25 protein-coding genes are annotated in these 19,609 nt (G+C 59.1%); 10 read left to right on the top strand and 15 right to left on the bottom strand.

Features of this window, described 5'->3' with window-relative positions; genetic code table 11:
* The 9 genes from hisD to FFI16_RS22050 form a co-directional block, all read right to left on the bottom strand.
* Entirely contained in the window at window positions 1-1,320 is a 1,320-nt protein-coding gene (hisD, locus tag FFI16_RS22010) for a histidinol dehydrogenase (protein WP_138816824.1), read from the bottom strand.
* 127 nt (window positions 1,321-1,447) lie between these two features.
* Window positions 1,448-2,083 carry an ATP phosphoribosyltransferase gene (gene hisG, locus FFI16_RS22015; RefSeq protein WP_003188599.1) on the bottom strand — a complete coding sequence of 212 codons (636 nt, stop codon included), beginning with the start codon at window positions 2,081-2,083 and terminating at the stop codon, window positions 1,448-1,450.
* A 143-nt stretch (window positions 2,084-2,226) separates the two neighbouring features.
* On the bottom strand, window positions 2,227-3,492 hold the full coding sequence (gene murA / locus FFI16_RS22020) for a UDP-N-acetylglucosamine 1-carboxyvinyltransferase (RefSeq protein WP_017138227.1): 1,266 nt from the start codon (window positions 3,490-3,492) through the stop codon (window positions 2,227-2,229).
* A 23-nt stretch (window positions 3,493-3,515) separates the two neighbouring features.
* On the bottom strand, window positions 3,516-3,755 hold the full coding sequence (locus FFI16_RS22025; RefSeq protein WP_017138228.1) for a BolA family protein: 240 nt from the start codon (window positions 3,753-3,755) through the stop codon (window positions 3,516-3,518).
* Window positions 3,756-3,869: 114 nt separating this feature from the next.
* Complete coding sequence (locus FFI16_RS22030; protein WP_138816825.1) at window positions 3,870-4,175, bottom strand: lipid asymmetry maintenance protein MlaB; 306 nt, start codon at window positions 4,173-4,175, stop codon at window positions 3,870-3,872.
* Entirely contained in the window at window positions 4,172-4,819 is a 648-nt protein-coding gene (locus tag FFI16_RS22035) for a phospholipid-binding protein MlaC (RefSeq protein ID WP_138816826.1), read from the bottom strand. Before FFI16_RS22035 ends, FFI16_RS22030 begins: the two co-directional genes overlap by 4 nt.
* 11 nt (window positions 4,820-4,830) lie before the next feature.
* On the bottom strand, window positions 4,831-5,298 hold the full coding sequence (mlaD, locus tag FFI16_RS22040) for an outer membrane lipid asymmetry maintenance protein MlaD (protein WP_005784855.1): 468 nt from the start codon (window positions 5,296-5,298) through the stop codon (window positions 4,831-4,833).
* Window positions 5,298-6,095 (bottom strand): lipid asymmetry maintenance ABC transporter permease subunit MlaE, encoded by a 798-nt coding sequence (mlaE, locus tag FFI16_RS22045; protein WP_017138231.1) that lies wholly within the window; start codon window positions 6,093-6,095, stop codon window positions 5,298-5,300. Before mlaE ends, mlaD begins: the two co-directional genes overlap by 1 nt.
* Window positions 6,095-6,904 (bottom strand): ATP-binding cassette domain-containing protein, encoded by an 810-nt coding sequence (locus FFI16_RS22050; protein ID WP_138816827.1) that lies wholly within the window; start codon window positions 6,902-6,904, stop codon window positions 6,095-6,097. Before FFI16_RS22050 ends, mlaE begins: the two co-directional genes overlap by 1 nt.
* A 287-nt stretch (window positions 6,905-7,191) precedes the next feature.
* On the opposite strand from FFI16_RS22050, the gene FFI16_RS22055 reads away from it, so the two are divergent.
* The 10 genes from FFI16_RS22055 (at window position 7,192) to FFI16_RS22100 (ending at window position 14,238) form a co-directional block, all read left to right on the top strand.
* Window positions 7,192-8,166 carry a KpsF/GutQ family sugar-phosphate isomerase gene (locus FFI16_RS22055; RefSeq protein ID WP_138816828.1) on the top strand — a complete coding sequence of 325 codons (975 nt, stop codon included), beginning with the start codon at window positions 7,192-7,194 and terminating at the stop codon, window positions 8,164-8,166.
* Window positions 8,167-8,691, top strand: a complete 525-nt coding sequence (locus tag FFI16_RS22060; protein WP_138816829.1) for an HAD family hydrolase — start codon at window positions 8,167-8,169, stop codon at window positions 8,689-8,691.
* Window positions 8,692-8,699: 8 nt separating this feature from the next.
* The gene (gene lptC, locus FFI16_RS22065; protein WP_056859022.1) at window positions 8,700-9,272 is read left to right on the top strand and encodes an LPS export ABC transporter periplasmic protein LptC; all 573 of its coding nucleotides are present in this window, start codon (window positions 8,700-8,702) and stop codon (window positions 9,270-9,272) included.
* On the top strand, window positions 9,259-9,831 hold the full coding sequence (gene lptA / locus FFI16_RS22070) for a lipopolysaccharide transport periplasmic protein LptA (protein WP_138816830.1): 573 nt from the start codon (window positions 9,259-9,261) through the stop codon (window positions 9,829-9,831). Before lptC ends, lptA begins: the two co-directional genes overlap by 14 nt.
* Window positions 9,831-10,556: an LPS export ABC transporter ATP-binding protein gene (gene lptB / locus FFI16_RS22075; RefSeq protein ID WP_016974288.1), complete on the top strand. Its 726-nt coding sequence runs from the start codon at window positions 9,831-9,833 to the stop codon at window positions 10,554-10,556. The genes lptA and lptB overlap by 1 nt, the downstream gene beginning before the upstream one ends.
* A 184-nt stretch (window positions 10,557-10,740) precedes the next feature.
* The gene (locus FFI16_RS22080; RefSeq protein WP_138816831.1) at window positions 10,741-12,234 is read left to right on the top strand and encodes an RNA polymerase factor sigma-54; all 1,494 of its coding nucleotides are present in this window, start codon (window positions 10,741-10,743) and stop codon (window positions 12,232-12,234) included.
* Window positions 12,235-12,309: 75 nt separating this feature from the next.
* The gene (gene hpf / locus FFI16_RS22085; RefSeq protein ID WP_056859024.1) at window positions 12,310-12,615 is read left to right on the top strand and encodes a ribosome hibernation-promoting factor, HPF/YfiA family; all 306 of its coding nucleotides are present in this window, start codon (window positions 12,310-12,312) and stop codon (window positions 12,613-12,615) included.
* A 9-nt stretch (window positions 12,616-12,624) separates the two neighbouring features.
* A complete protein-coding gene (gene ptsN / locus FFI16_RS22090) occupies window positions 12,625-13,089 on the top strand; it encodes a PTS IIA-like nitrogen regulatory protein PtsN (RefSeq protein ID WP_138816832.1) in 465 nt (154 codons plus the stop codon).
* Between the two features lie 2 nt (window positions 13,090-13,091).
* The gene (gene rapZ / locus FFI16_RS22095) at window positions 13,092-13,949 is read left to right on the top strand and encodes an RNase adapter RapZ (protein WP_065930279.1); all 858 of its coding nucleotides are present in this window, start codon (window positions 13,092-13,094) and stop codon (window positions 13,947-13,949) included.
* 16 nt (window positions 13,950-13,965) lie between these two features.
* Window positions 13,966-14,238, top strand: coding sequence for an HPr family phosphocarrier protein (locus tag FFI16_RS22100; RefSeq protein WP_017138240.1), 273 nt, complete (start codon window positions 13,966-13,968; stop codon window positions 14,236-14,238).
* Between the two features lie 37 nt (window positions 14,239-14,275).
* Here FFI16_RS22100 and FFI16_RS22105 read toward each other — a convergent pair whose 3' ends face one another.
* The 6 genes from FFI16_RS22105 to pmbA all read right to left on the bottom strand — a co-directional run bounded on the left by FFI16_RS22105 (window position 14,276) and on the right by pmbA (window position 19,515).
* Window positions 14,276-15,169 carry a ZIP family metal transporter gene (locus FFI16_RS22105; protein ID WP_065930277.1) on the bottom strand — a complete coding sequence of 298 codons (894 nt, stop codon included), beginning with the start codon at window positions 15,167-15,169 and terminating at the stop codon, window positions 14,276-14,278.
* Window positions 15,170-15,201: 32 nt separating this feature from the next.
* Window positions 15,202-15,813 (bottom strand): superoxide dismutase, encoded by a 612-nt coding sequence (locus FFI16_RS22110; protein ID WP_138816833.1) that lies wholly within the window; start codon window positions 15,811-15,813, stop codon window positions 15,202-15,204.
* A 1-nt stretch (window position 15,814) separates the two neighbouring features.
* Window positions 15,815-16,243: a hypothetical protein gene (locus FFI16_RS22115; RefSeq protein WP_138816834.1), complete on the bottom strand. Its 429-nt coding sequence runs from the start codon at window positions 16,241-16,243 to the stop codon at window positions 15,815-15,817.
* 27 nt (window positions 16,244-16,270) lie between these two features.
* Window positions 16,271-17,647 carry an aspartate ammonia-lyase gene (locus FFI16_RS22120; protein ID WP_138816835.1) on the bottom strand — a complete coding sequence of 459 codons (1,377 nt, stop codon included), beginning with the start codon at window positions 17,645-17,647 and terminating at the stop codon, window positions 16,271-16,273.
* Window positions 17,640-18,035, bottom strand: coding sequence for a FagA protein (locus FFI16_RS22125; RefSeq protein WP_138816836.1), 396 nt, complete (start codon window positions 18,033-18,035; stop codon window positions 17,640-17,642). Before FFI16_RS22125 ends, FFI16_RS22120 begins: the two co-directional genes overlap by 8 nt.
* A gap of 133 nt (window positions 18,036-18,168) precedes the next feature.
* On the bottom strand, window positions 18,169-19,515 hold the full coding sequence (gene pmbA, locus FFI16_RS22130; protein WP_138816837.1) for a metalloprotease PmbA: 1,347 nt from the start codon (window positions 19,513-19,515) through the stop codon (window positions 18,169-18,171).
* Window positions 19,516-19,609: the final 94 nt, after the last annotated feature.

A 19,609-nucleotide genomic window follows, 5' to 3' on the forward strand; every position in this document is an offset into this window, starting at 1 on the left:
TCATTTCCCCTCTTCAAGGATGCGATATTCGGCGCTGCGTGCGTGAGCGCTCAGCGATTCACCACGGGCCAGCACCGAGGCAGTCTTGCCCAGTTCGGAGGCGCCTTGTGGCGAGCAGAAGATAATCGACGAACGCTTCTGGAAGTCATACACCCCCAGCGGCGACGAGAAACGCGCGGTGCCGGACGTCGGCAACACGTGGTTGGGGCCGGCGCAGTAGTCGCCCAGGGCTTCGCTGGTGTGACGGCCCATGAAGATCGCACCGGCGTGGCGGATCGACGGCAGCCAGGCCTGTGGGTCGGCTACAGACAATTCCAAGTGCTCTGGCGCAATGCGGTTGGCCACCTCGATGGCCTGTTCCATATCCCGAACCAGAATCAACGCACCACGTCCATTGATCGACTTCTCGATGATCTCGGCGCGGTCCATGGTCGGAAGCAGCTTGTCGATGCTGGCGGCGACCTTGTCGAGGAACTCGGCGTCGGGGCTGACCAGAATCGCTTGGGCGTCTTCGTCGTGTTCGGCCTGGGAAAACAGGTCCATGGCGATCCAGTCCGGGTCGGTCTGGCCATCGCATACCACGAGGATTTCCGAAGGGCCGGCGATCATGTCGATACCGACCTGGCCAAACACGTGGCGCTTGGCGGTGGCGACATAGATGTTGCCGGGGCCAACCACCTTGTCGACCTTCGGCACGCTTTCGGTGCCGTAGGCCAAGGCTGCAACGGCTTGCGCACCACCGATGGTGAACACGCGGTCGACTCCGGCGATGCAGGCAGCGGCCAGTACCAGCTCGTTGATTTCACCACGCGGGGTCGGCACGACCATGACCACTTCGGTCACGCCTGCCACTTTGGCTGGGATGGCGTTCATCAGCACCGATGACGGATACGAAGCTTTACCGCCCGGCACGTAAAGACCGGCTCGGTCGAGTGGCGTGACCTTTTGGCCAAGCACAGTGCCGTCGGCTTCGGTGTAGCTCCAGGAATCCTGTTTCTGTTTTTCGTGGTAGCTGCGTACACGTGCCGCCGCAATTTCCAGGGCTTCACGTTGCGGCGCAGTGATGCGCGTCAGTGCCAGCTCCAGGCGTTCGCGGGGCAGGATCAGGTCGGCCATGGACTTCACGTCCAGGCCATCGAACTGACGGGTGAAATCCACCAGCGCCGCGTCACCGCGCTCACGCACGGCCTTGATGATGTCGAGCACTCGCTGGTTGACCGAGTCGTCGGACACGCTTTCCCAGCTCAGCAGATGATCCAGATGATGGGCGAAATCCGGGTCGGCAGCGTTGAGTCGGGCAATTGCAGTGGACGTGGTCATAGCGAGGGCCTCAATAGAATTGGCAAAAACTCAGGCGCCCTAAACTAGCAGTCATTTCCGCTTGGGCACCTGAGAATTCTGGCTATGAGGCGGATAGACGGGCGCGACCTAAGGCCGCGCGGGTAAGTCAACCGCGGTGTCGAGACTCCACTGCCTTGCGCAGGGTGTCGATCAACGCCTGGATGCGGGCGTGCTGCATCTTCATCGATGCTTTGTTGACGATCAGGCGGGAACTGATGTCGGCAATGAAATCCTGAGGTTCGAGGCCGTTGGCACGCAGGGTGTTGCCGGTGTCGACCACGTCGATGATTTTGTCGGCCAGGCCGATCAGCGGCGCCAGCTCCATCGAGCCGTAGAGCTTGATGATGTCGACCTGACGGCCTTGCTCAGCGTAATAGCGTTTGGCGACGTTGACGAACTTGGTGGCCACGCGCAGGCGGCCTTTAGGCTCGACGTCACCGACACGGCCGGCGGTCATCAGCTTGCACAGGGCAATACGCAGGTCCAACGGCTCGTACAGGCCCTGGCCACCGTATTCCATCAGCACGTCTTTACCGGCAACACCCAGGTCGGCGGCGCCATGTTCAACGTAGGTTGGCACGTCGGTAGCCCGCACGATCAACAGGCGCACATCGTCCTGGGTCGTGGGGATGATCAGCTTGCGGCTCTTGTCCGGATTCTCGGTTGGCACGATGCCCGCTTCAGCCAGAAGCGGCAAAGTGTCGTCAAGGATGCGGCCCTTGGACAGTGCGATGGTCAACATGGGAAACGTCAGTCCTTCATCAGGCTATTGCTGTCCGGTCGCAAACGGCGCCAGACACAGATCGAGGCCATTACAGCCTCGATTTGAAACAAATTCAGCTAACAGCAAACACAGCCCAGTGGCGGTGTTTGCTGCTTCAGGAACTAGCCCGGTACGCGGCGGATTTTAGCGCCGAGCATCTGCAGCTTTTCTTCGATGCACTCGTAACCACGGTCGATGTGGTAGATGCGGTCGATCAGGGTATCGCCGTCGGCGCACAACGCCGAAATCACCAGGCTGGCCGAGGCACGCAGGTCGGTTGCCATGACTGGCGCGCCCTTGAGCTTGTCGATGCCGGTAACGATGGCAGTGTTGCCTTCGACCTGGATCTTGGCGCCCATGCGGTGCAGTTCATACACGTGCATGAAGCGGTTTTCGAAGATGGTCTCGATCACGGCGCCTGTGCCTTCTGCAATCGCGTTCAAGGAAATGAACTGCGCCTGCATGTCGGTCGGGAACGCCGGATAAGGAGCCGTACGCACGTTTACGGCTTTTGGCCGCTTGCCGTGCATGTTCAGCTCGATCCAGTCCTCACCGGTAGTGATTTCAGCACCGGCTTCCTTGAGTTTTTCCAGCACGGCTTCCAGGATGGTCGGATCGGTGTCCTTGACCTTGACGCGGCCACCGGTAACGGCGGCGGCAACCAGGTAGGTGCCGGTCTCGATACGGTCCGGCATCACTTTGTAGGTGGCCGAGTGCAGACGCTTCACACCGTCGATAGTGATGGTGTCAGTGCCGGCGCCGGTGATGTTGGCACCCATGGCGATCAGGAAGTTGGCCAGGTCGACCACTTCAGGCTCGCGCGCAGCGTTTTGCAGCACGCTGCGACCGTTCGCCAGGGCGGCAGCCATCATGATGTTCTCGGTACCGGTAACGCTGACGGTATCAAAGAAGAAGTTGGCACCGCGCAAACCGCCTTCCGGCGCCTTGGCCTTGATGTAGCCGCCTTCGACGTCGATGACCGCGCCCATGGCTTCAAGGCCACGGATGTGCAGGTCGACAGGCCGCGAGCCAATGGCGCAACCGCCAGGCAGTGCTACTTCAGCTTCGCCGAAACGGGCAACCATCGGGCCCAGCACCAGGATCGAGGCACGCATGGTTTTCACCAGTTCGTACGGAGCGATCAGGGTCTTGATGGTGCGCGGGTCGATTTCGACAGACAACTTCTCGTCGATCACCGGCTCAATGCCCATGCGCCCGAACAACTCGATCATGGTGGTGATGTCGTGCAGGTGCGGCAAGTTGGCCACGGTTACCGGGCCATCACACAGCAGGGTCGCTGCCAGGATCGGCAAGGCGGAGTTTTTTGCACCGGAAATGCGGATCTCGCCATCAAGGCGGGCACCACCGGTAATAATCAATTTATCCATAAGAATCTCGACGCCTTGGGGGCTCAGGTACGCTCGGCCCAGGCCGCGCGGCTGAAAAATTTCATAGTAACCGCGTGGATGCTGCCATCGGTGATCCACGGGTTCAAATGGGCATAGATCTGCTGTTGACGCTTGACCGGGCTTAATTTTGCCAGTTCATCGCTAATCACGTTCAGCTGGAAATTGCAGCCTTCGCCTTCAACTTCTACGATCGTTTCCGGCAGCTTTCCTTCAAGGAAGCTTTTAACTTCTAGGGCCTGCATGCTCAACCTCTATCGGCGCCCAGTGCGCACGGGTCGCACATCATACAAAAAAGCCCCGCGCCTGCGAACCCCGCATAGCAGGACTCTGACGGGGGGCTTCTTTAATAATGTGTATTAAGGATGCGCCAACAGCTCGGTAATACCGGAAACCTGAGCGATTTCACGCATGTCTTCGGGCAGTGCGCGGATGCTGACCGGCTTTTTGACCCCTTGCGCATCACGCATGAAGCACAGCAACAACGAAAGACCAACACTGCTGGATTTGGTAACCGCCGAGCAATCGAGCACCAGCGCAGGCGCGTTGCTGCTGTTGATCAGCGCCTGGCCCTGCTTGCGCAGCTCAGGCCCGGTGCGGTAATCCAGCACGCCGCTGAGGAACAACTCGCCGGCGTCACCAAGACGAACAGCCGACTCGGTCATTGCGCAGGCTTCCCGGCTTGTTTGTCGGTTTCTTCCTTGGCTTTGGCGACTTCACCGGCCCAACCATTGATGGTTTTGTCCAGGTTATTGCCATTACGCTGCATCGCATCAGCGAACTGATCGCGGAACAGCTTGCCGATGTTGATACCGTTGATGATCACGTTGCGCAGCTTCCACTCGCCGTTGACCTTCTCCAGCGTGTACTGAACCGGGTAAACCGCGCCGTTGTTGCCTTTGACGGTCATGTTGACGCTGGTGCGGTCACCCGACTCATCCCCGGCAGGAGCGACGGTAATGCCTTGGTTGTTGTACTCAAGCAGGGCATTGCCATAGAACTGGAACAGGCCCTTCTTGAAGTTTTCCTGGAAGGTCTGCATCTGCGCAGGCGTGGCCTTGCGCGAATACTTCACCGTCATGATGCTGCGGGAAATGCCTTCGGCATCGACCACAGGCCCCACAATGGTGTTGAGTGCGTCGTAAAACTTGGTCGGGTCTTGCTTGTACTGCTCTTTGTTGGCAGTCAGGTCAGCCAACATCTTGTTGGTCGTGTCCTGCACCAGGTCGTGCGCAGAACCCGCCGCGTTGGCCATCAGCGGCAATGCTGCCAGCAGCACCAGCAGGCCACGTCGCAAGGTAGAGATCATGAACAGATTCCTCATTTGGCGTCTTTATTGACCGTATTGAGCAGGAATTTACCGATCAAGTCTTCAAGCACCAACGACGACTGTGTGTCGTGGATTGTCGAACCATCCTTGAGCAGGGCTGTTTCCCCACCCACGCTGACGCCGATGTACTTCTCGCCCAGCAGCCCAGCAGTGAGGATAGATGCAGTGGAGTCAGTCGGCAGATTATCTACCTTCTTGTCGACTTGCATGGTCACCCGGCCAGTGAAGCTGTCGCGATCCAGATCGATTGCCGTGACCTTGCCGATGGTTACACCGGCCATGGTCACTTTAGCTCTGACCGTCAAACCGGCGATATTGTCGAAGTAGGCGTAAAGTTTATATGTATCGGCGGTGGGGCTGGCCGAAAGGCCACTGACCCGCAGGGCCAGCAACAGTAAAGCCAGGATGCCAGCCAGCAAGAAAAGGCCGACACCGATTTCCACAGTGCGGTTTTGCATCAGAAATCTCCAAACATCAAGGCGGTCAAAATGAAGTCAAGGCCCAGTACCGCCAGCGAGGCGTACACAACGGTCTTGGTGGTGGCGCGACTGATCCCTTCTGAAGTGGGCTCACAGTCATAGCCTTGGAATACGGCGATCCAGGTCACTACAAAGGCGAAAACGATGCTTTTGATGATGCCATTGAGCACGTCGCCACTGAAGGTCACGCTGTTTTGCATGTTGCCCCAGTACGAGCCGTCATAGACGCCCAACCAGTCAACCGCCACCCACGAACCACCCCAGATGCCCACCACGCTGAAAATCATCGCCAGCAGCGGCAGGGATATGAAGCCGGCCCACAGGCGCGGGGCAACAATATATTTGAGCGGGTCCACGCCGATCATTTCCAGACTGGACAGCTGCTCGGTGGACTTCATGTTGCCGATTTCGGCGGTCAATGCAGAACCCGCACGCCCGGCGAACAGCAAGGCGGTGACCACCGGCCCCAGTTCACGCAGCAGCGTCAAGGCAACCATCTGCCCTACCGCCTGCTCCGAACCGTAGCTGGAGAGGATATTGAACCCCTGCAACGCCAGCACCATGCCAATGAATATCCCGGACACCACGATGATGACCAGGGACATCACGCCCACCGAATGCAGCTGTCTCAACAACAGACCAAACCCGCCGCCAATGCCGCCACGCCCGAGCAGCGCGTGAAACAGGAAAATCGTCGAACGCCCCAGGACCTCGACCAAGTCGATGCCTGAGCGGCCGAAAAGGCGAACCTTCTCGAGTAAAGATGTCTTGCGCATCAGCGCTTCCCCAGAAGATCTGAGCGGTAGTCCGCTGCCGGAAAATGAAAAGGCACCGGGCCATCGGGATCGCCGTTCATGAATTGGCGAATGCGCGGGTTATCAGCGTTCATCAGCTCTTCAGGCGTACCCTGCCCCAGCACCTGGCCATCGCCGACAACATATAGGTAGTCAGCAATGCTCGCGGTTTCGGCCAGGTCGTGGGAAACCACGATGCTGGTGATCCCCAACGCATCGTTGAGCAGCCGGATCAGGCGCACCAGCACGCCCATGGCGATCGGGTCCTGGCCTACGAACGGCTCGTCATACATGAGGATCTGCGGATCGAGGGCAATGGCCCGCGCCAGCGCAACACGACGCTTCATGCCGCCGGACAACTCGTCAGGCATGAGGTCGATGGCGCCGCGCAGGCCCACGGCCTGCAATTTGAGCAGCACAATGTCACGAATCATTTCATCGGACAGCTGGGTATGCACCCGCAGCGGAAACGCTACGTTTTCGAAAACGTCGAGGTCGGTAAACAGGGCACCGCTCTGGAACAACACGCCCATATGCTTGCGCGCATCGAACAGATCGCTGCGCGACAGCGTCGGCAGGTTCTGGCCGTTGACCCACACTTCGCCGGCGCTGGGCCGCAATTGCATGCCCATCAGGCGCAACAGAGTGGTCTTGCCGCAACCGGAAGGCCCCATGATGCCCGTGACTTTGCCGCGGGGAATGCGAATATCGACGTTATTGAAGATGCTGCGCGAACCGCGCTTGAAGGTAAGACCCTTCAGCTCGACCGCGTAGGCGTTATCGGCACTCATCTAATCTCCTTGGGATGCAGCCTTTCACTCAGACACCATGCTTGCGACTTTCGTTTGCAACAGATGCACAAAAGTTAGCGGCATGGGTTGGGCCGACCGAACTGGCGGCGAACTATATCACTGCTGGTACAGAGCCCCCAAGGCCGGAACAGCCCTTGTTCAGATTCGGGACAGGGAAAACACCTGGCTGAGCATCAATCCCAGGCACCTGCTGAATAACTAGCGTGAGGGATTTGATCATTACCGCTATAATCGCCGACTTTTCGTCAGGCTATACGATTTCAGACATGAGCCAATCCAGCGACCTTATTCAATCCGCACAACGCACCATCCGCCTCGAGCTTGAAGCCGTAGAAGGTTTACTGGCCCATATCGACGCAGATTTCGTACGCGCCTGCGAGATGATTCTGGCCAGCACGGGCCGCGTTGTGGTGGTCGGCATGGGTAAATCCGGCCACGTTGGCAACAAGATCGCCGCCACCCTGGCCAGCACCGGGACCACGGCGTTTTTCGTGCACCCGGCCGAAGCCAGCCACGGTGACATGGGCATGATCACCAAGGATGACATTATCCTGGCGCTGTCGAACTCCGGCACCACCAACGAAATCGTGACCTTGCTGCCCTTGATCAAGCGCCTGGGCATCAAGATGATCAGCCTCACCGGCAACCCGGAATCCACGCTGGCCAAGGCTGCCGAAGTCAATTTGAACGTGCATGTGGCCCACGAAGCCTGCCCGCTTAACCTGGCACCAACCTCCTCCACCACCGCCGCCCTGGTCATGGGCGACGCCCTGGCCGTGGCGTTGCTGGAAGCCCGTGGCTTTACCGCTGAAGACTTCGCGTTTTCGCACCCGGGCGGTGCGCTGGGTCGTCGCCTGCTGCTCAAAGTGGAAAACGTCATGCACTCGGGCGATGAGCTGCCCCACGTACAACGCGGCACTTTGCTCAAAGATGCACTGATGGAAATGACCCGCAAGGGCCTGGGCATGACCGCGATCCTGGAAGCCGACGGGCGCCTGGCCGGAGTCTTCACCGACGGCGACCTGCGCCGCACCCTGGACCGCACCATCGATATCCACACCGCGACCATCGATGCGGTGATGACGCCCCACGGCAAGACCGCCCGCCCCGAGATGCTTGCAGCCGAAGCGCTGAAGATCATGGAAGACCATAAGATTGGCGCGCTGGTGGTGGTCAATAGTGACGACCGCCCGATCGGCGCCCTGAACATGCACGACTTGCTGCGTGCGGGAGTGATGTAAATGACCGGCGACCTGCTGCAACGCGGTAAAAACATCAAACTGGCGATTTTTGACGTCGACGGCGTGCTTACCGATGGCCGCCTGTACTTCCTCGAAGACGGCAGCGAATTCAAGACATTCAACACGCTCGACGGCCAGGGCATCAAAATGTTGATGGCCGCCGGTGTGCAAACGGCAATTATCAGTGGTCGAAAGACACCGGTTGTGGAACGCCGCGCACAAAACCTGGGGATTCCTCACCTGTATCAAGGCCGTGAGGATAAACTGGTGGTTCTGGACGAGCTTCTTGGCCAACTCAACCTAAGCTATGAGCAGGTCGCCTATCTGGGTGATGATCTGCCTGACCTGCCGGTCATTCGCCGAGTGGGCCTGGGCATGGCCGTCGCCAATGCAGCGGCATTTGTGCGTGAACACGCCCATGGCATTACTGTCGCACGTGGCGGTGAAGGCGCGGCCCGCGAGTTCTGCGAATTGATCCTGCGTGCCCAGGGCAGTCTTGAAGCGGCCCACGCCGCCTACTTATAGAGCGTTTTATGCTGAGCAAAAAGATTCGCAACTTCCTGTTATTCGGGGTCATCGCCGCGCTGTTCCTGGCGGTGGGCTACTGGAATATCAGCCCGGAGCGCTTTCTCGACAAGCCTGTTGCGCAGGTGGACGAGGGGCTGATCGACAATTTCGCCACCAATGCCTATACGGTGCAGTTCATGCCTGACGGCAAGGTCCAGTACGAGATGACCTCCGACAAGGTGGAGCACGTCAAGGCCTCCGACGTCAGCCTGCTGACCAACCCGGACCTGAACCTGTTCCGTGGCACCGACTTTCCGTGGCACGTCACCAGCAAACGTGGCGAGGTCAACGCAGACGGCACCCAGGTTGAATTGATCGACTCGGTACGCGTCGCGCGCACCGATGAACAGAAGCGTGACACCATCATCACCAGCAGTCGCATGACCGTTTTCCCACAACAGCAATATGCGCAGACCGAGCAAGACGTTAGAATTGACGGCGCTGGCGGTGTATCGACTGGCAAGGGAATGAAAGCGTATTTGAAAGAAAGCAGGATACACCTGCTATCGAACGTAAGAGGACAGTATGAGGCTCGTTAAAACCCTCCCTATTTTGCTCGGTCTGGGCGCAGCACTGGGAAGCGTGAGCGCCTGGGCTCTGCCGAACGATAGCCAGCAACCGATCCATATTTCGGCTGACGATGCGCAGCTGGATGACAAACAAGGCGTCGCGACCTATACCGGTGGCGTGATCATCACCCAGGGCTCGATGAAGATTACCGGCAACACGGTAACCCTGACTCGCACCGCGGCTGGCGACATCGACGTGGTGACTTCGGTGGGCAACCTGGCTTACTTCGAACAGAAGCAGGCGGCTGCTGACCCAGCACCGATGAAAGGCTACGGCAGGACCATCCAGTATCACGCCCAGCAGAACCGCATTATCCTGATTGACCAGGCACGGGTTGTCAGCACCGACGGCAACACCACCGAAGGTGAAAAAATCACCTACGACACCGTCAAGCAGATCGCTACCGCCGGTCGCGCCAATGGTACAAAAATCGGCACGCCGAAGCCGCGCATCGACATGGTTATCCAGCCGAAGCAGAAAGACGCTGCCGCCCCTGCGCCGAAACCCGCTGCGAAGAAGACGAACTAATGGCAACCCTGAAAGCCCAGCATCTGGCCAAAGCTTATAAAAGCCGTCAGGTCGTACGCGACGTCAGCCTGTCGATCGACAGCGGCCAGATCGTCGGCTTGCTCGGCCCCAACGGCGCCGGCAAGACCACCTGCTTCTATATGATTGTTGGCCTGGTCCAGGCGGATCAGGGCCGTGTATTGATTGACGACCTGGACGTAAGCCACCAGCCGATGCACGGTCGTGCGCGCGCAGGTATCGGCTATCTGCCCCAGGAAGCGTCGATCTTCCGCAAACTGTCGGTGTCGGACAACATCATGGCGATCCTCGAGACCCGCAAGGAACTCGACCGTGATGGCCGTCGCAAAGAGCTGGAAAGCCTGTTGCAGGAGTTCCATATCAACCACATTCGCGACAACCTCGGCATGAGCTTGTCCGGTGGTGAGCGTCGCCGTGTGGAAATCGCCCGCGCCCTGGCCACCGCGCCGAAGTTCATCCTGCTGGACGAACCTTTTGCCGGTGTCGACCCGATCTCGGTCGGCGATATCAAGCAGATCATCCATCACCTCAAGGCCAAGGGTATCGGTGTACTGATCACCGACCACAACGTGCGTGAGACCCTCGATATCTGCGAGACCGCCTATATCGTCAATGATGGGCAACTGATTGCAGAAGGTGACTCCGCGACTATCCTGGCCAATGAACTGGTGAAGGAAGTGTACCTGGGTCACGAGTTCCGCCTGTAAACACGGTGGTATCAGGCCATTGCCCGGGGCGCGCGCAAGTCAATAAAAACCTCAGTTTTTTTATTGTTACCGCGCTCTAGGCAAAGCCCCTGATATCAGGCATATAATTTGCTTATGTTTGGCGCTCACGCGCCCTGTCGTGGATGGCGCATTGCGCCGGCGAATAAGGTGTTAAGCCCCTGCCATGAAACCATCGCTAGTCCTGAGAATGGGCCAGCAGCTGACGATGACACCGCAGCTGCAACAGGCCATCCGCCTGCTCCAATTGTCGACCCTGGACCTGCAACAGGAAATCCAGGAGGCCCTGGAGTCCAATCCGATGCTCGAACGCCAGGAAGAAGGCGACGACTTCGATAATGCAGACCCGCTGGCCGATAACATCGAGCAAAAACCCAACGCCGACGTGCAGGAACCCTCCTATCAGGAAACCGCCCCTACGGTGGATAACCTTGAGGAAGGCGAATGGAACGAACGCATCCCCAACGAGCTTCCTGTCGACACCGCCTGGGAAGACGTCTACCAGACCAGCGCCAGCAGCCTGCCCAGCAATGACGATGACGAGTGGGACTTCACCACCCGCACGTCCGCCGGTGAGAGCCTGCAGAGCCATTTGCTGTGGCAACTGAACCTGGCGCCGATGTCCGACACCGATCGCCTGATCGCCGTAACCCTGATCGACTGCATCAACAATCAGGGCTACCTGGACGAGACGCTCGACGAAATTCTGGAAGCCTTCGACCCGGAACTGGACATCGAGCTGGACGAAATCGAAGCCGTCCTGCATCGCATCCAACAGTTCGAGCCTGCCGGCATTGGCGCTCGTACCTTGAGCGAATGCCTGTTGCTGCAACTGCGCCAGCTGCCGGCCAAGACCCCTTGGCTCGCCGAGGCCCAGCGCCTGGTCACCGACTACATCGACCTGCTGGGCAGCCGCGACTACAGCCAGTTGATGCGCCGCATGAAGCTCAAGGAAGACGACCTGCGCCAAGTCATCGAGCTGGTGCAGAGCCTCAACCCGCGTCCGGGCTCGCAGATCGAGTCCAGCGAAGCCGAATATGTCGTTCCGGACGTGATCGTGCGCAAAGATAACGAGCGCTGGCTGGTGGAGTTGAACCAGGAGTCGGTGCCACGCCTGCGGGTCAACCCGCAATACGCAGGCTTTGTGCGCCGCGCCGACACCAGCGCCGACAACACCTTCATGCGTAACCAATTGCAGGAAGCGCGCTGGTTCATCAAGAGCCTGCAAAGCCGCAACGAAACCCTGATGAAAGTGGCCACCCAGATCGTCGAGCACCAGCGCGGCTTCCTGGAATATGGCGATGAGGCGATGAAACCACTGGTTCTGCATGACATCGCCGAAGCGGTAGGCATGCATGAATCGACGATTTCCCGCGTGACCACACAGAAATTCATGCATACCCCACGGGGTATTTATGAGCTGAAATACTTTTTCTCCAGCCACGTCAGCACCTCCGAAGGCGGTGAATGCTCGTCCACGGCGATCCGCGCGATCATCAAAAAACTGGTTGCGGCGGAAAATCAGAAAAAGCCATTGAGTGACAGTAAGATCGCTGGTTTACTGGAGGCACAAGGCATTCAGGTCGCCCGTCGAACCGTCGCCAAGTACCGCGAGTCCCTCGGGATCGCGCCTTCCAGCGAGCGTAAGCGTTTGATGTGACGGGCGGGCCATAGCGTTCCAGTGGTGGGTATTCCTACCCACCGCTTTATGCACTGGCAACGAAGGAGAAGCTGTATGCAAGTCAACATCAGTGGACAACATGTGGAAGTCACCCCACCACTTCGCGACTATGTCGTGCAGAAGCTGAAGAAGCTTGAGGGCCATTTTGACAAGATCACCAACGCGGAGGTCATCATGAAGGTCGACAAGCTTCAGCAGAAAATTGAAGCGACCCTCCAGATTCCAGGTGGTGAAGTGCAGGCCAAGGCCGAGCATGAAGACATGTATGCATCGATCGACTTGCTCACCGACAAGCTTGACCGCCAACTCTTAAAGCATAAGGAAAAGAATCTGCACCTGATGCAAGGTACAGGTCGTTAACTCTCCCCCATGATCCAACTTGAAACCATCCTGACCCCCGGCCGTTCTCTTGTGAACGTGCCGGGCGGCAGTAAAAAGCGCGCCCTCGAACAAATTGCCAACCTGATCGGCCGCGAAGTGCCCGGACTGGATACGCAAGCTGTCTACGAGGCTCTGATCGCCCGTGAAAAGCTTGGTTCTACCGGCTTTGGCAACGGCATCGCGATTCCTCACTGCCGCCTGCAAGGCTGTAAGTCTCCAGTAAGTGCCCTGCTGCACCTGGACGCCCCTATTGATTTCGACGCCATCGACGGCGCCCCGGTTGACCTGCTGTTCGTTCTGCTGGTCCCGGAAGCCGCCACCGATGCGCACCTGGAACTGCTTCGGCAAATCGCCAGCATGCTTGACCGCAAGGACGTACGCGACAAACTGCGCAGCGCCAGCAGTAACGAGGCGCTTTACAAGGTTGTACTCGATGAGCAAAACAGGCAGTAATCATGCGTTTGATCATCGTCAGCGGCCGCTCCGGCTCGGGTAAAAGCACCGCCCTCAACGTCCTTGAGGACAACGGCTTCTATTGCATCGACAACCTGCCGGCGGGCCTGCTGCCGGAATTGGCCGAACGCGCCCTGATCCACACTGAACTGGCGCAGCCACTGGTGGCCGTCTCGATAGACGCCCGCAACCTGCCCAGCCACCTTGAGCGCTTCCCGCAGCTGCTTGAGGAAGTTCGCGCCAAGCATATTCATTGCGACGTGCTGTACCTGGATGCCGACGAGGAGACGCTGCTCAAGCGCTTCTCCGAAACCCGTCGACGTCACCCCCTCAGCAGTCCGCATCGCTCTCTGGCCGAAGCCATCGAGGACGAGACCACGCTGCTGGGGCCGATCATTGACCTCGCTGACCTCAAGATCAACACCACCGGCTTGAACCTGTATCAATTGCGCGATGCGATCAAGCTGCGCCTGCTGAACCAGCCGGAACCCGGCACGGCCTTTCTGGTTGAGTCGTTCGGGTTCAAGCGTGGGATGCCGGTGGATGCCGACCTGGTGTTCGACGTGCGCTGCCTGCCCAACCCTTACTGGAAACCTGAACTGCGCGATCAGTCTGGCTTGGACCAACCGGTGGTCGAGTATCTGGCTGCGCAACCGGATGTCGAGGAAATGTTCCAGGATATCTCCAGCTACCTGCTCAAATGGTTACCGCGCTTTGCCGCAAGTAATCGGGCTTATGTCACCATTGCCATCGGCTGCACCGGCGGCCACCATCGCTCCGTCTACCTGACCGAACGCCTGGGCCAGGTGCTGCAACAAACCCTCAAGAACGTCCAGGTTCGCCACCGCGACCTTAGCTGAAAGGAACACCCCCGCGATGCCCGCTCTGGAAATTGAAATCATCAACAAGCTGGGCCTGCACGCCCGCGCCTCCGCTAAATTCGTTGGTGTTGCCGGACAGTTCCCCTGCCAGATCCGCGCGGGGCGCACGCCAGAGTCGATGGTCGACGGCAAAAGCATCATGGCCATGATGATGCTGGCTGCGGGCAAGGGCACCAAGATTCACTTGAAGACCGAAGGCGAACAAGAGCAGGAAGCGATGGACGCCCTGGTCAAGTTGATCAATAACTACTTTGACGAGGGTGAGTAAACCCACCCTTTGAGACAGGTGTGAGGCTGCAATGGCCTCACCCTAATGCAGTATCCATCACCATCATCAAGCAAAACCCGATGCACAGACCCAGGCTGGCAAGCTTTTCGTGACCGTTGCGGCGTGATTCCGGGATCACTTCGTGAGTCACCACCAGCAACATCGCCCCCGCCGCCAGCGCAAGCCCCAGCGGCAATAGAACCTCAGCCAGGCTCACCAGCCACGCACACAGCACGGCAAACACCGGCTCGACCAAGCCTGACGCGGCGCCGATCAAGAACGCCTTGACCCGCGACATGCCCGCCCCAGCCAGCACCAGTGCAATCACCAAACCTTCCGGCACATCCTGCAAGGCAATGCCCATGGCCAGGCTGTCGGCGTCCGGCATGCCGCCTCCGGCGGAAACGCCCACCGCCATGCCTTCCGGAATGTTGTGGGCAATGATGGCGAACACAAACAGCCAGATACGCGGCGGAATAACCGGTTTATCCGGCGTGCCCACCAGCATTTCCGGGCTCGCGCCGGAAACCTTGCGGTCAACCAGATACAACCCGAACGCGCCGAGCATGATGCCGAAGCTGATCAAGCCACTGGCACCCCAAGGTGAGAGCCCAAGGCCCTCAGCGGCCGCAATACCAGGCACGATCAGCGAAAACGCAGTTGCTGCCAGCATTACTCCGGCACCAAAGCCCAGTAAGGTATCGCTCAGCGCTACCGGCATGCGGCGTATGACCAGCACGGGCACCGCGCCCAGTGCCGTGCCGAGCGCGCAGATAGCGCCGCCCTGCAAGGCGCGCAGGATCCGTGGTTCAAGGTTCAGCCAGGCCAGCCCGTGGGCCACCAGCAATGCAGTTCCTGCCAACAGCAACAGCGAGCCAAACGCATAACGAAACATTCGCCCGCTGCTGATCGCCAGTGTTTCAGTGCCCATAGTCGGCCTTAGATCTTGTTATAGGTTGAATATCAGGCCAGGGCGGCCTGGTAGCGTGCGGCGACTTCCGGCCAGTTGATCACGCTATAAAAGGCGTTGATGTATTCCGGGCGACGGTTCTGATACAGCAGGTAATAGGCGTGCTCCCACACGTCCAGGCCGAGGATTGGCGTGTTGCCGCTCATCAAGGGGCTGTCCTGGTTGCCACTGCTTTCCACTACCAGCGTCCTCTGCGGGGTCACGCTCAGCCAGGCCCAGCCGCTGCCGAAGCGGGTCAAGGCGGCCTTGGTGAAGGCCTCTTTGAAACTGTCGAAGCCGCCCAATTGCTCGTCGATGGCATTGCCCAGTGCGCCTTCAGGCTTGCCGCCGCCTTTGGGCGACATCACCGCCCAAAACAGCGAGTGGTTAGCGTGACCACCGCCTTGGTTAATCACCGCAGCACGCAGTTTTTCCGGCAATTGCTGCACGCTGGACACCAGCTTCTCTACCGGCCAGCCCGCAAACTCCGTGCCTTCGACCGCAGCATTCAGGTTGTTGATGTAAGTCTGGTGATGCTTGGTGTAGTGAATCTCCATGGTTTGCGCATCGATATGCGGCTCCAGGGCGTCGTAGGCGTAAGGCAAGGCAGGCAAGGTGTAAGTCATATCAATGTGCTCCGTAGTGTGGAGTGATCGGTTGCGCCGCAGTACCGCCCAGCAGGCGATGGGTACGCGGGTATTCGCCGTGATCGCTGATGAAATTCAACAGTTCGACATAGGTCTTGCTGCTCTGGCGCAGCGCCGCCTCGCGCAATGGCGGGCTCAGGCGCGGGTCCTGCATGGTCTGCAACAGCCGTTGGTGAATGGCGCACAGGTATTCCGCGCTTTCCTCCGGCTGGTTCAGGCGCAGGTGCAGGTCCGCCAGGTTGTGATGGGAAATGACGCAAGCCGCCACTGCTTCGTCGGCATCCGCCCAACGCTCGAATAACACTTGCGCCAGGGCCAGGGCTTGCAAATAGGCCTCACGAGCGTCGACCAACTCGCCCGCCATAAAGCAGCGATTGGCCCGTTCGATCGTGCGTTTCCAGTGCTCCATGGTGAGCCTCCAAAGCAGGGTCGGTGATTACACGCCGCCGGCCGTGAGCTTTTCCGGGTCCAGCAGGATCTCCAGTTGGCTACGTGACAAGTCGGTGTGCTCGAGGGCGACATCGATCACCGGGCGGCCTTGCTGATAGGCCTTCTTGGCGATTTCAGCGGCCTTTTGGTAACCAATGATCGGGTTGAGTGCGGTGACCAGGATCGGGTTGCGCGACAGCGCTTCCTTAAGCTTGGCTTCGTTGACCTTGAAGCTGGCGATGGCCTTGTCGGCCAACAGGCGACTGGAATTGGCCAGCAACTCGAGGCTGCTGAGCAGGTTCTGGGCGATGATTGGCAACATCACGTTCAGCTCGAAGTTGCCGGACTGCCCTGCGACCGTGATCACCGTGTCATTGCCGATGACCTGGGCGGCCACCATGGCGGTAGCTTCCGGAATCACTGGGTTGACCTTGCCCGGCATGATCGAGGAGCCTGGCTGCAAGCCTTCCAGTTCGATCTCACCCAAGCCTGCGAGCGGGCCGGAGTTCATCCAGCGCAGGTCGTTGGCGATTTTCATCAGCGACACTGCGGTGGCTTTTAACTGACCGGAAACGGCAACGGCGGTGTCTTGGGAGCCGATCAGCGCGAACAGGTTTTTGCCCGGGGTGAATTTCACACCGGTCAGGCTGCTCAGTTGCTGACTGAAACGCGCAGCAAATTCCGGGTGTGCATTGATCCCGGTGCCAACCGCCGTGCCACCCTGTGCCAACGCCTGCAAGCTCGGCAGCAAATCCTGCAAGTGGCCGATATTGGCCTTGAGCTGTTGTGCCCAACCATTCAGCACCTGGCTCATGCGCACCGGCATGGCGTCCATCAGGTGCGTGCGGCCGGTCTTGATGAACGGGTGGACCTCTTCGGCCTTTTGCTCGATGACCTGCACCAAATGCAGCAAGGCCGGCAGCGTTTGCTCATGCAGCACCAACGCCGCGCTGACGTGGATGGTGGTCGGAATGATGTCGTTGCTGCTTTGGCCGCAGTTCACGTGGTCATTGGGGTTGACCGGCTCGCCCAGCAAACGGCTGGCCAGTGTCGCAATCACTTCGTTGGCATTCATGTTCGAGCTGGTGCCGGAGCCGGTCTGGAAAATATCCACCGGGAAGTGCGGCATGAAATCGCCTTCGAGCAAGCCTTGGGCTGCATCGACGATGGCTTTGCCCTGCCCTTCGCTGATTTGCTTGAGGTCGACGTTGACCTTGGCAGCGGCGGCCTTGGCCAGAATCAGGGCGCGAATGAACTGCGCAGGCATGCGTTGATGACTGATCGGAAAATTGTTCACCGCGCGCTGGGTCTGCGCGCCATACAAGGCGTCGCCAGGCACTTGCAGCTCGCCCATGCTGTCGCGTTCGATACGGGTGTTACTCATCGTTAGATCCTTGCACCAGGTCAGAAACAGAAAGGGAAGGCAGCAATTCGCAGGTCGCCAATTGCCAGGCAAAGGTCTGCCAACGCTTGAGGCGGCAGGCACAGTGGGAAAGTTTTTCCAGGTCGCGCAGTGGGCGCCAGGCCTGGTCCAGGCACATGGATCGCCAGTGCCAGGGCAAGGCGATGTCGCTGGCGGTGTCGATCAAAAGGCGGAATGACGTTTCGGCGATCGTCCACGGATGTGTTGCGGTGCAGCACGCCAGGTATCGCCCTTCGTTGAGGTAATGCTCGATCAGGCGCGGTTCATTGGGATCAAGGCCGCAGCGAATCTGACGACTCATCCAACGCCAACTTTCCAGGTACGGATCCTCATGCAGGACAGAACTCATGATCCACGCTCACTCGGTAATGATATTTATTATTAAATGATATTGAGAATCAAAACAAGAGTGGTAAATCGCAGCCACAAAAAAAGGCACGCCATCTCGAGGATGGCGTGCCTTTTTATGGAGCCCGGCGCCGTTAACTGCCGGCGACGGTCATCCGCTCAATCAGCACCGAGCCGGTGCGAATATTGCTGCGCAGTTCCAGGTCATTACCCACTGCGACGATCTGCTTGAACATATCGCGCATGTTGCCGGCGATGGTCACTTCCTGGACGGCGAACTGAATCTCGCCATTTTCGACCCAAAAACCCGCCGCACCGCGTGAGTAATCACCGGTGACCATATTCAGGCCACTGCCCATCAGCTCGGTGACCAAAAGGCCGCGGCCCATACGACGCAACAGCGCCGCCTGGTCTTCGTCGCCATGGGTGACGAACAGGTTGTGCACGCCACCGGCGTTCGCCGTGCTTGGCAGGCCGAGTTTGCGACCGGCGTAAGTGCCCAGTACGTAGGACACCAATTCGCCCTTCTCGACGAACGGTTTGGCATAGGTGGCCAGGCCATCACCGTCGAATGCGGAACTGCCCATGGCACGCATCAGGTGCGGGCGCTCATCGATGGTCAGCCATTCAGGAAACAGCTTCTGGCCAATCGCGCCTTCAAGGAACGAAGATTTTCGGTACAGGTTGCCGCCGGAAATCGCGCCCAGGAAACTGCCGAACAACCCACCGGCCAGCTCAGCCGAAAACAGCACCGGGACTTCGCACGTAGGCACCGGGCGCGCGCCCAGCCGGCTGGCTGCACGTTGCGCCGCGCGCTGGCCAATGCTGACCGGATCGGCCAGCAATTCGCCCTGGCGGCTCACGTCGTACCAGTAATCGCGCTGCATCTGGCCATTGGCTTCGGCGATCATCACGCAGCTCAAGCTATGGCGAGTGGAGGCATAACCACCGATAAAACCTTGGCTGTTGCCGTAGACACGGCAGCCCTGATGCGTACTCAACGTGGTGCCATCAGCGTTCTTGATGCGGGCATCGGCATCGAACGCCGCTGCTTCGCAGATCAGTGCCTTTTCGATCGCCTGCTCCGGTGTGATGTCCCAGGCATGGAACAGATCGAAGTCCTTCAAGTCCTTGGCCATCAGCGCTTTGTCGGCCAGGCCCGAGCTTTCATCCTCAGAGGTGTGCTTGGCAATCGCCAGCGCCGCCGCGACGGTTTCACGAATGGCTTCCGGCCCACTGGCGGAGGTACTGGCCGAGCCTTTGCGCTGCCCGGCATACAACGTGATGCCAAAACCCTGGTCGCGGTTGAATTCGACGGTTTCCACTTCACGCTGGCGCACCGACGTCGACAACCCCTGTTCCAGCGACACGGCTACTTCACAGGCGCTGGCCCCCTGGCGCTTGGCCTCGGCAAGGATCTGCTCGACTTGTTCCTGCAGTGCCGGTAATGCTTGCGGACCGACGCTTTGGGCTGCACTCATGGTTTTCTCCACTCAAATTCTGCTTTCGGTTAAGGCCATCGAGCGACCGGGCCGGACAAGCGGCCCCCGACTGGTTATCATGGCGGCGTTTCTT

This window comes from Pseudomonas sp. KBS0710 (assembly GCF_005938045.2).
In the GTDB taxonomy this organism is placed as follows: Bacteria; Pseudomonadota; Gammaproteobacteria; order Pseudomonadales; family Pseudomonadaceae; genus Aquipseudomonas.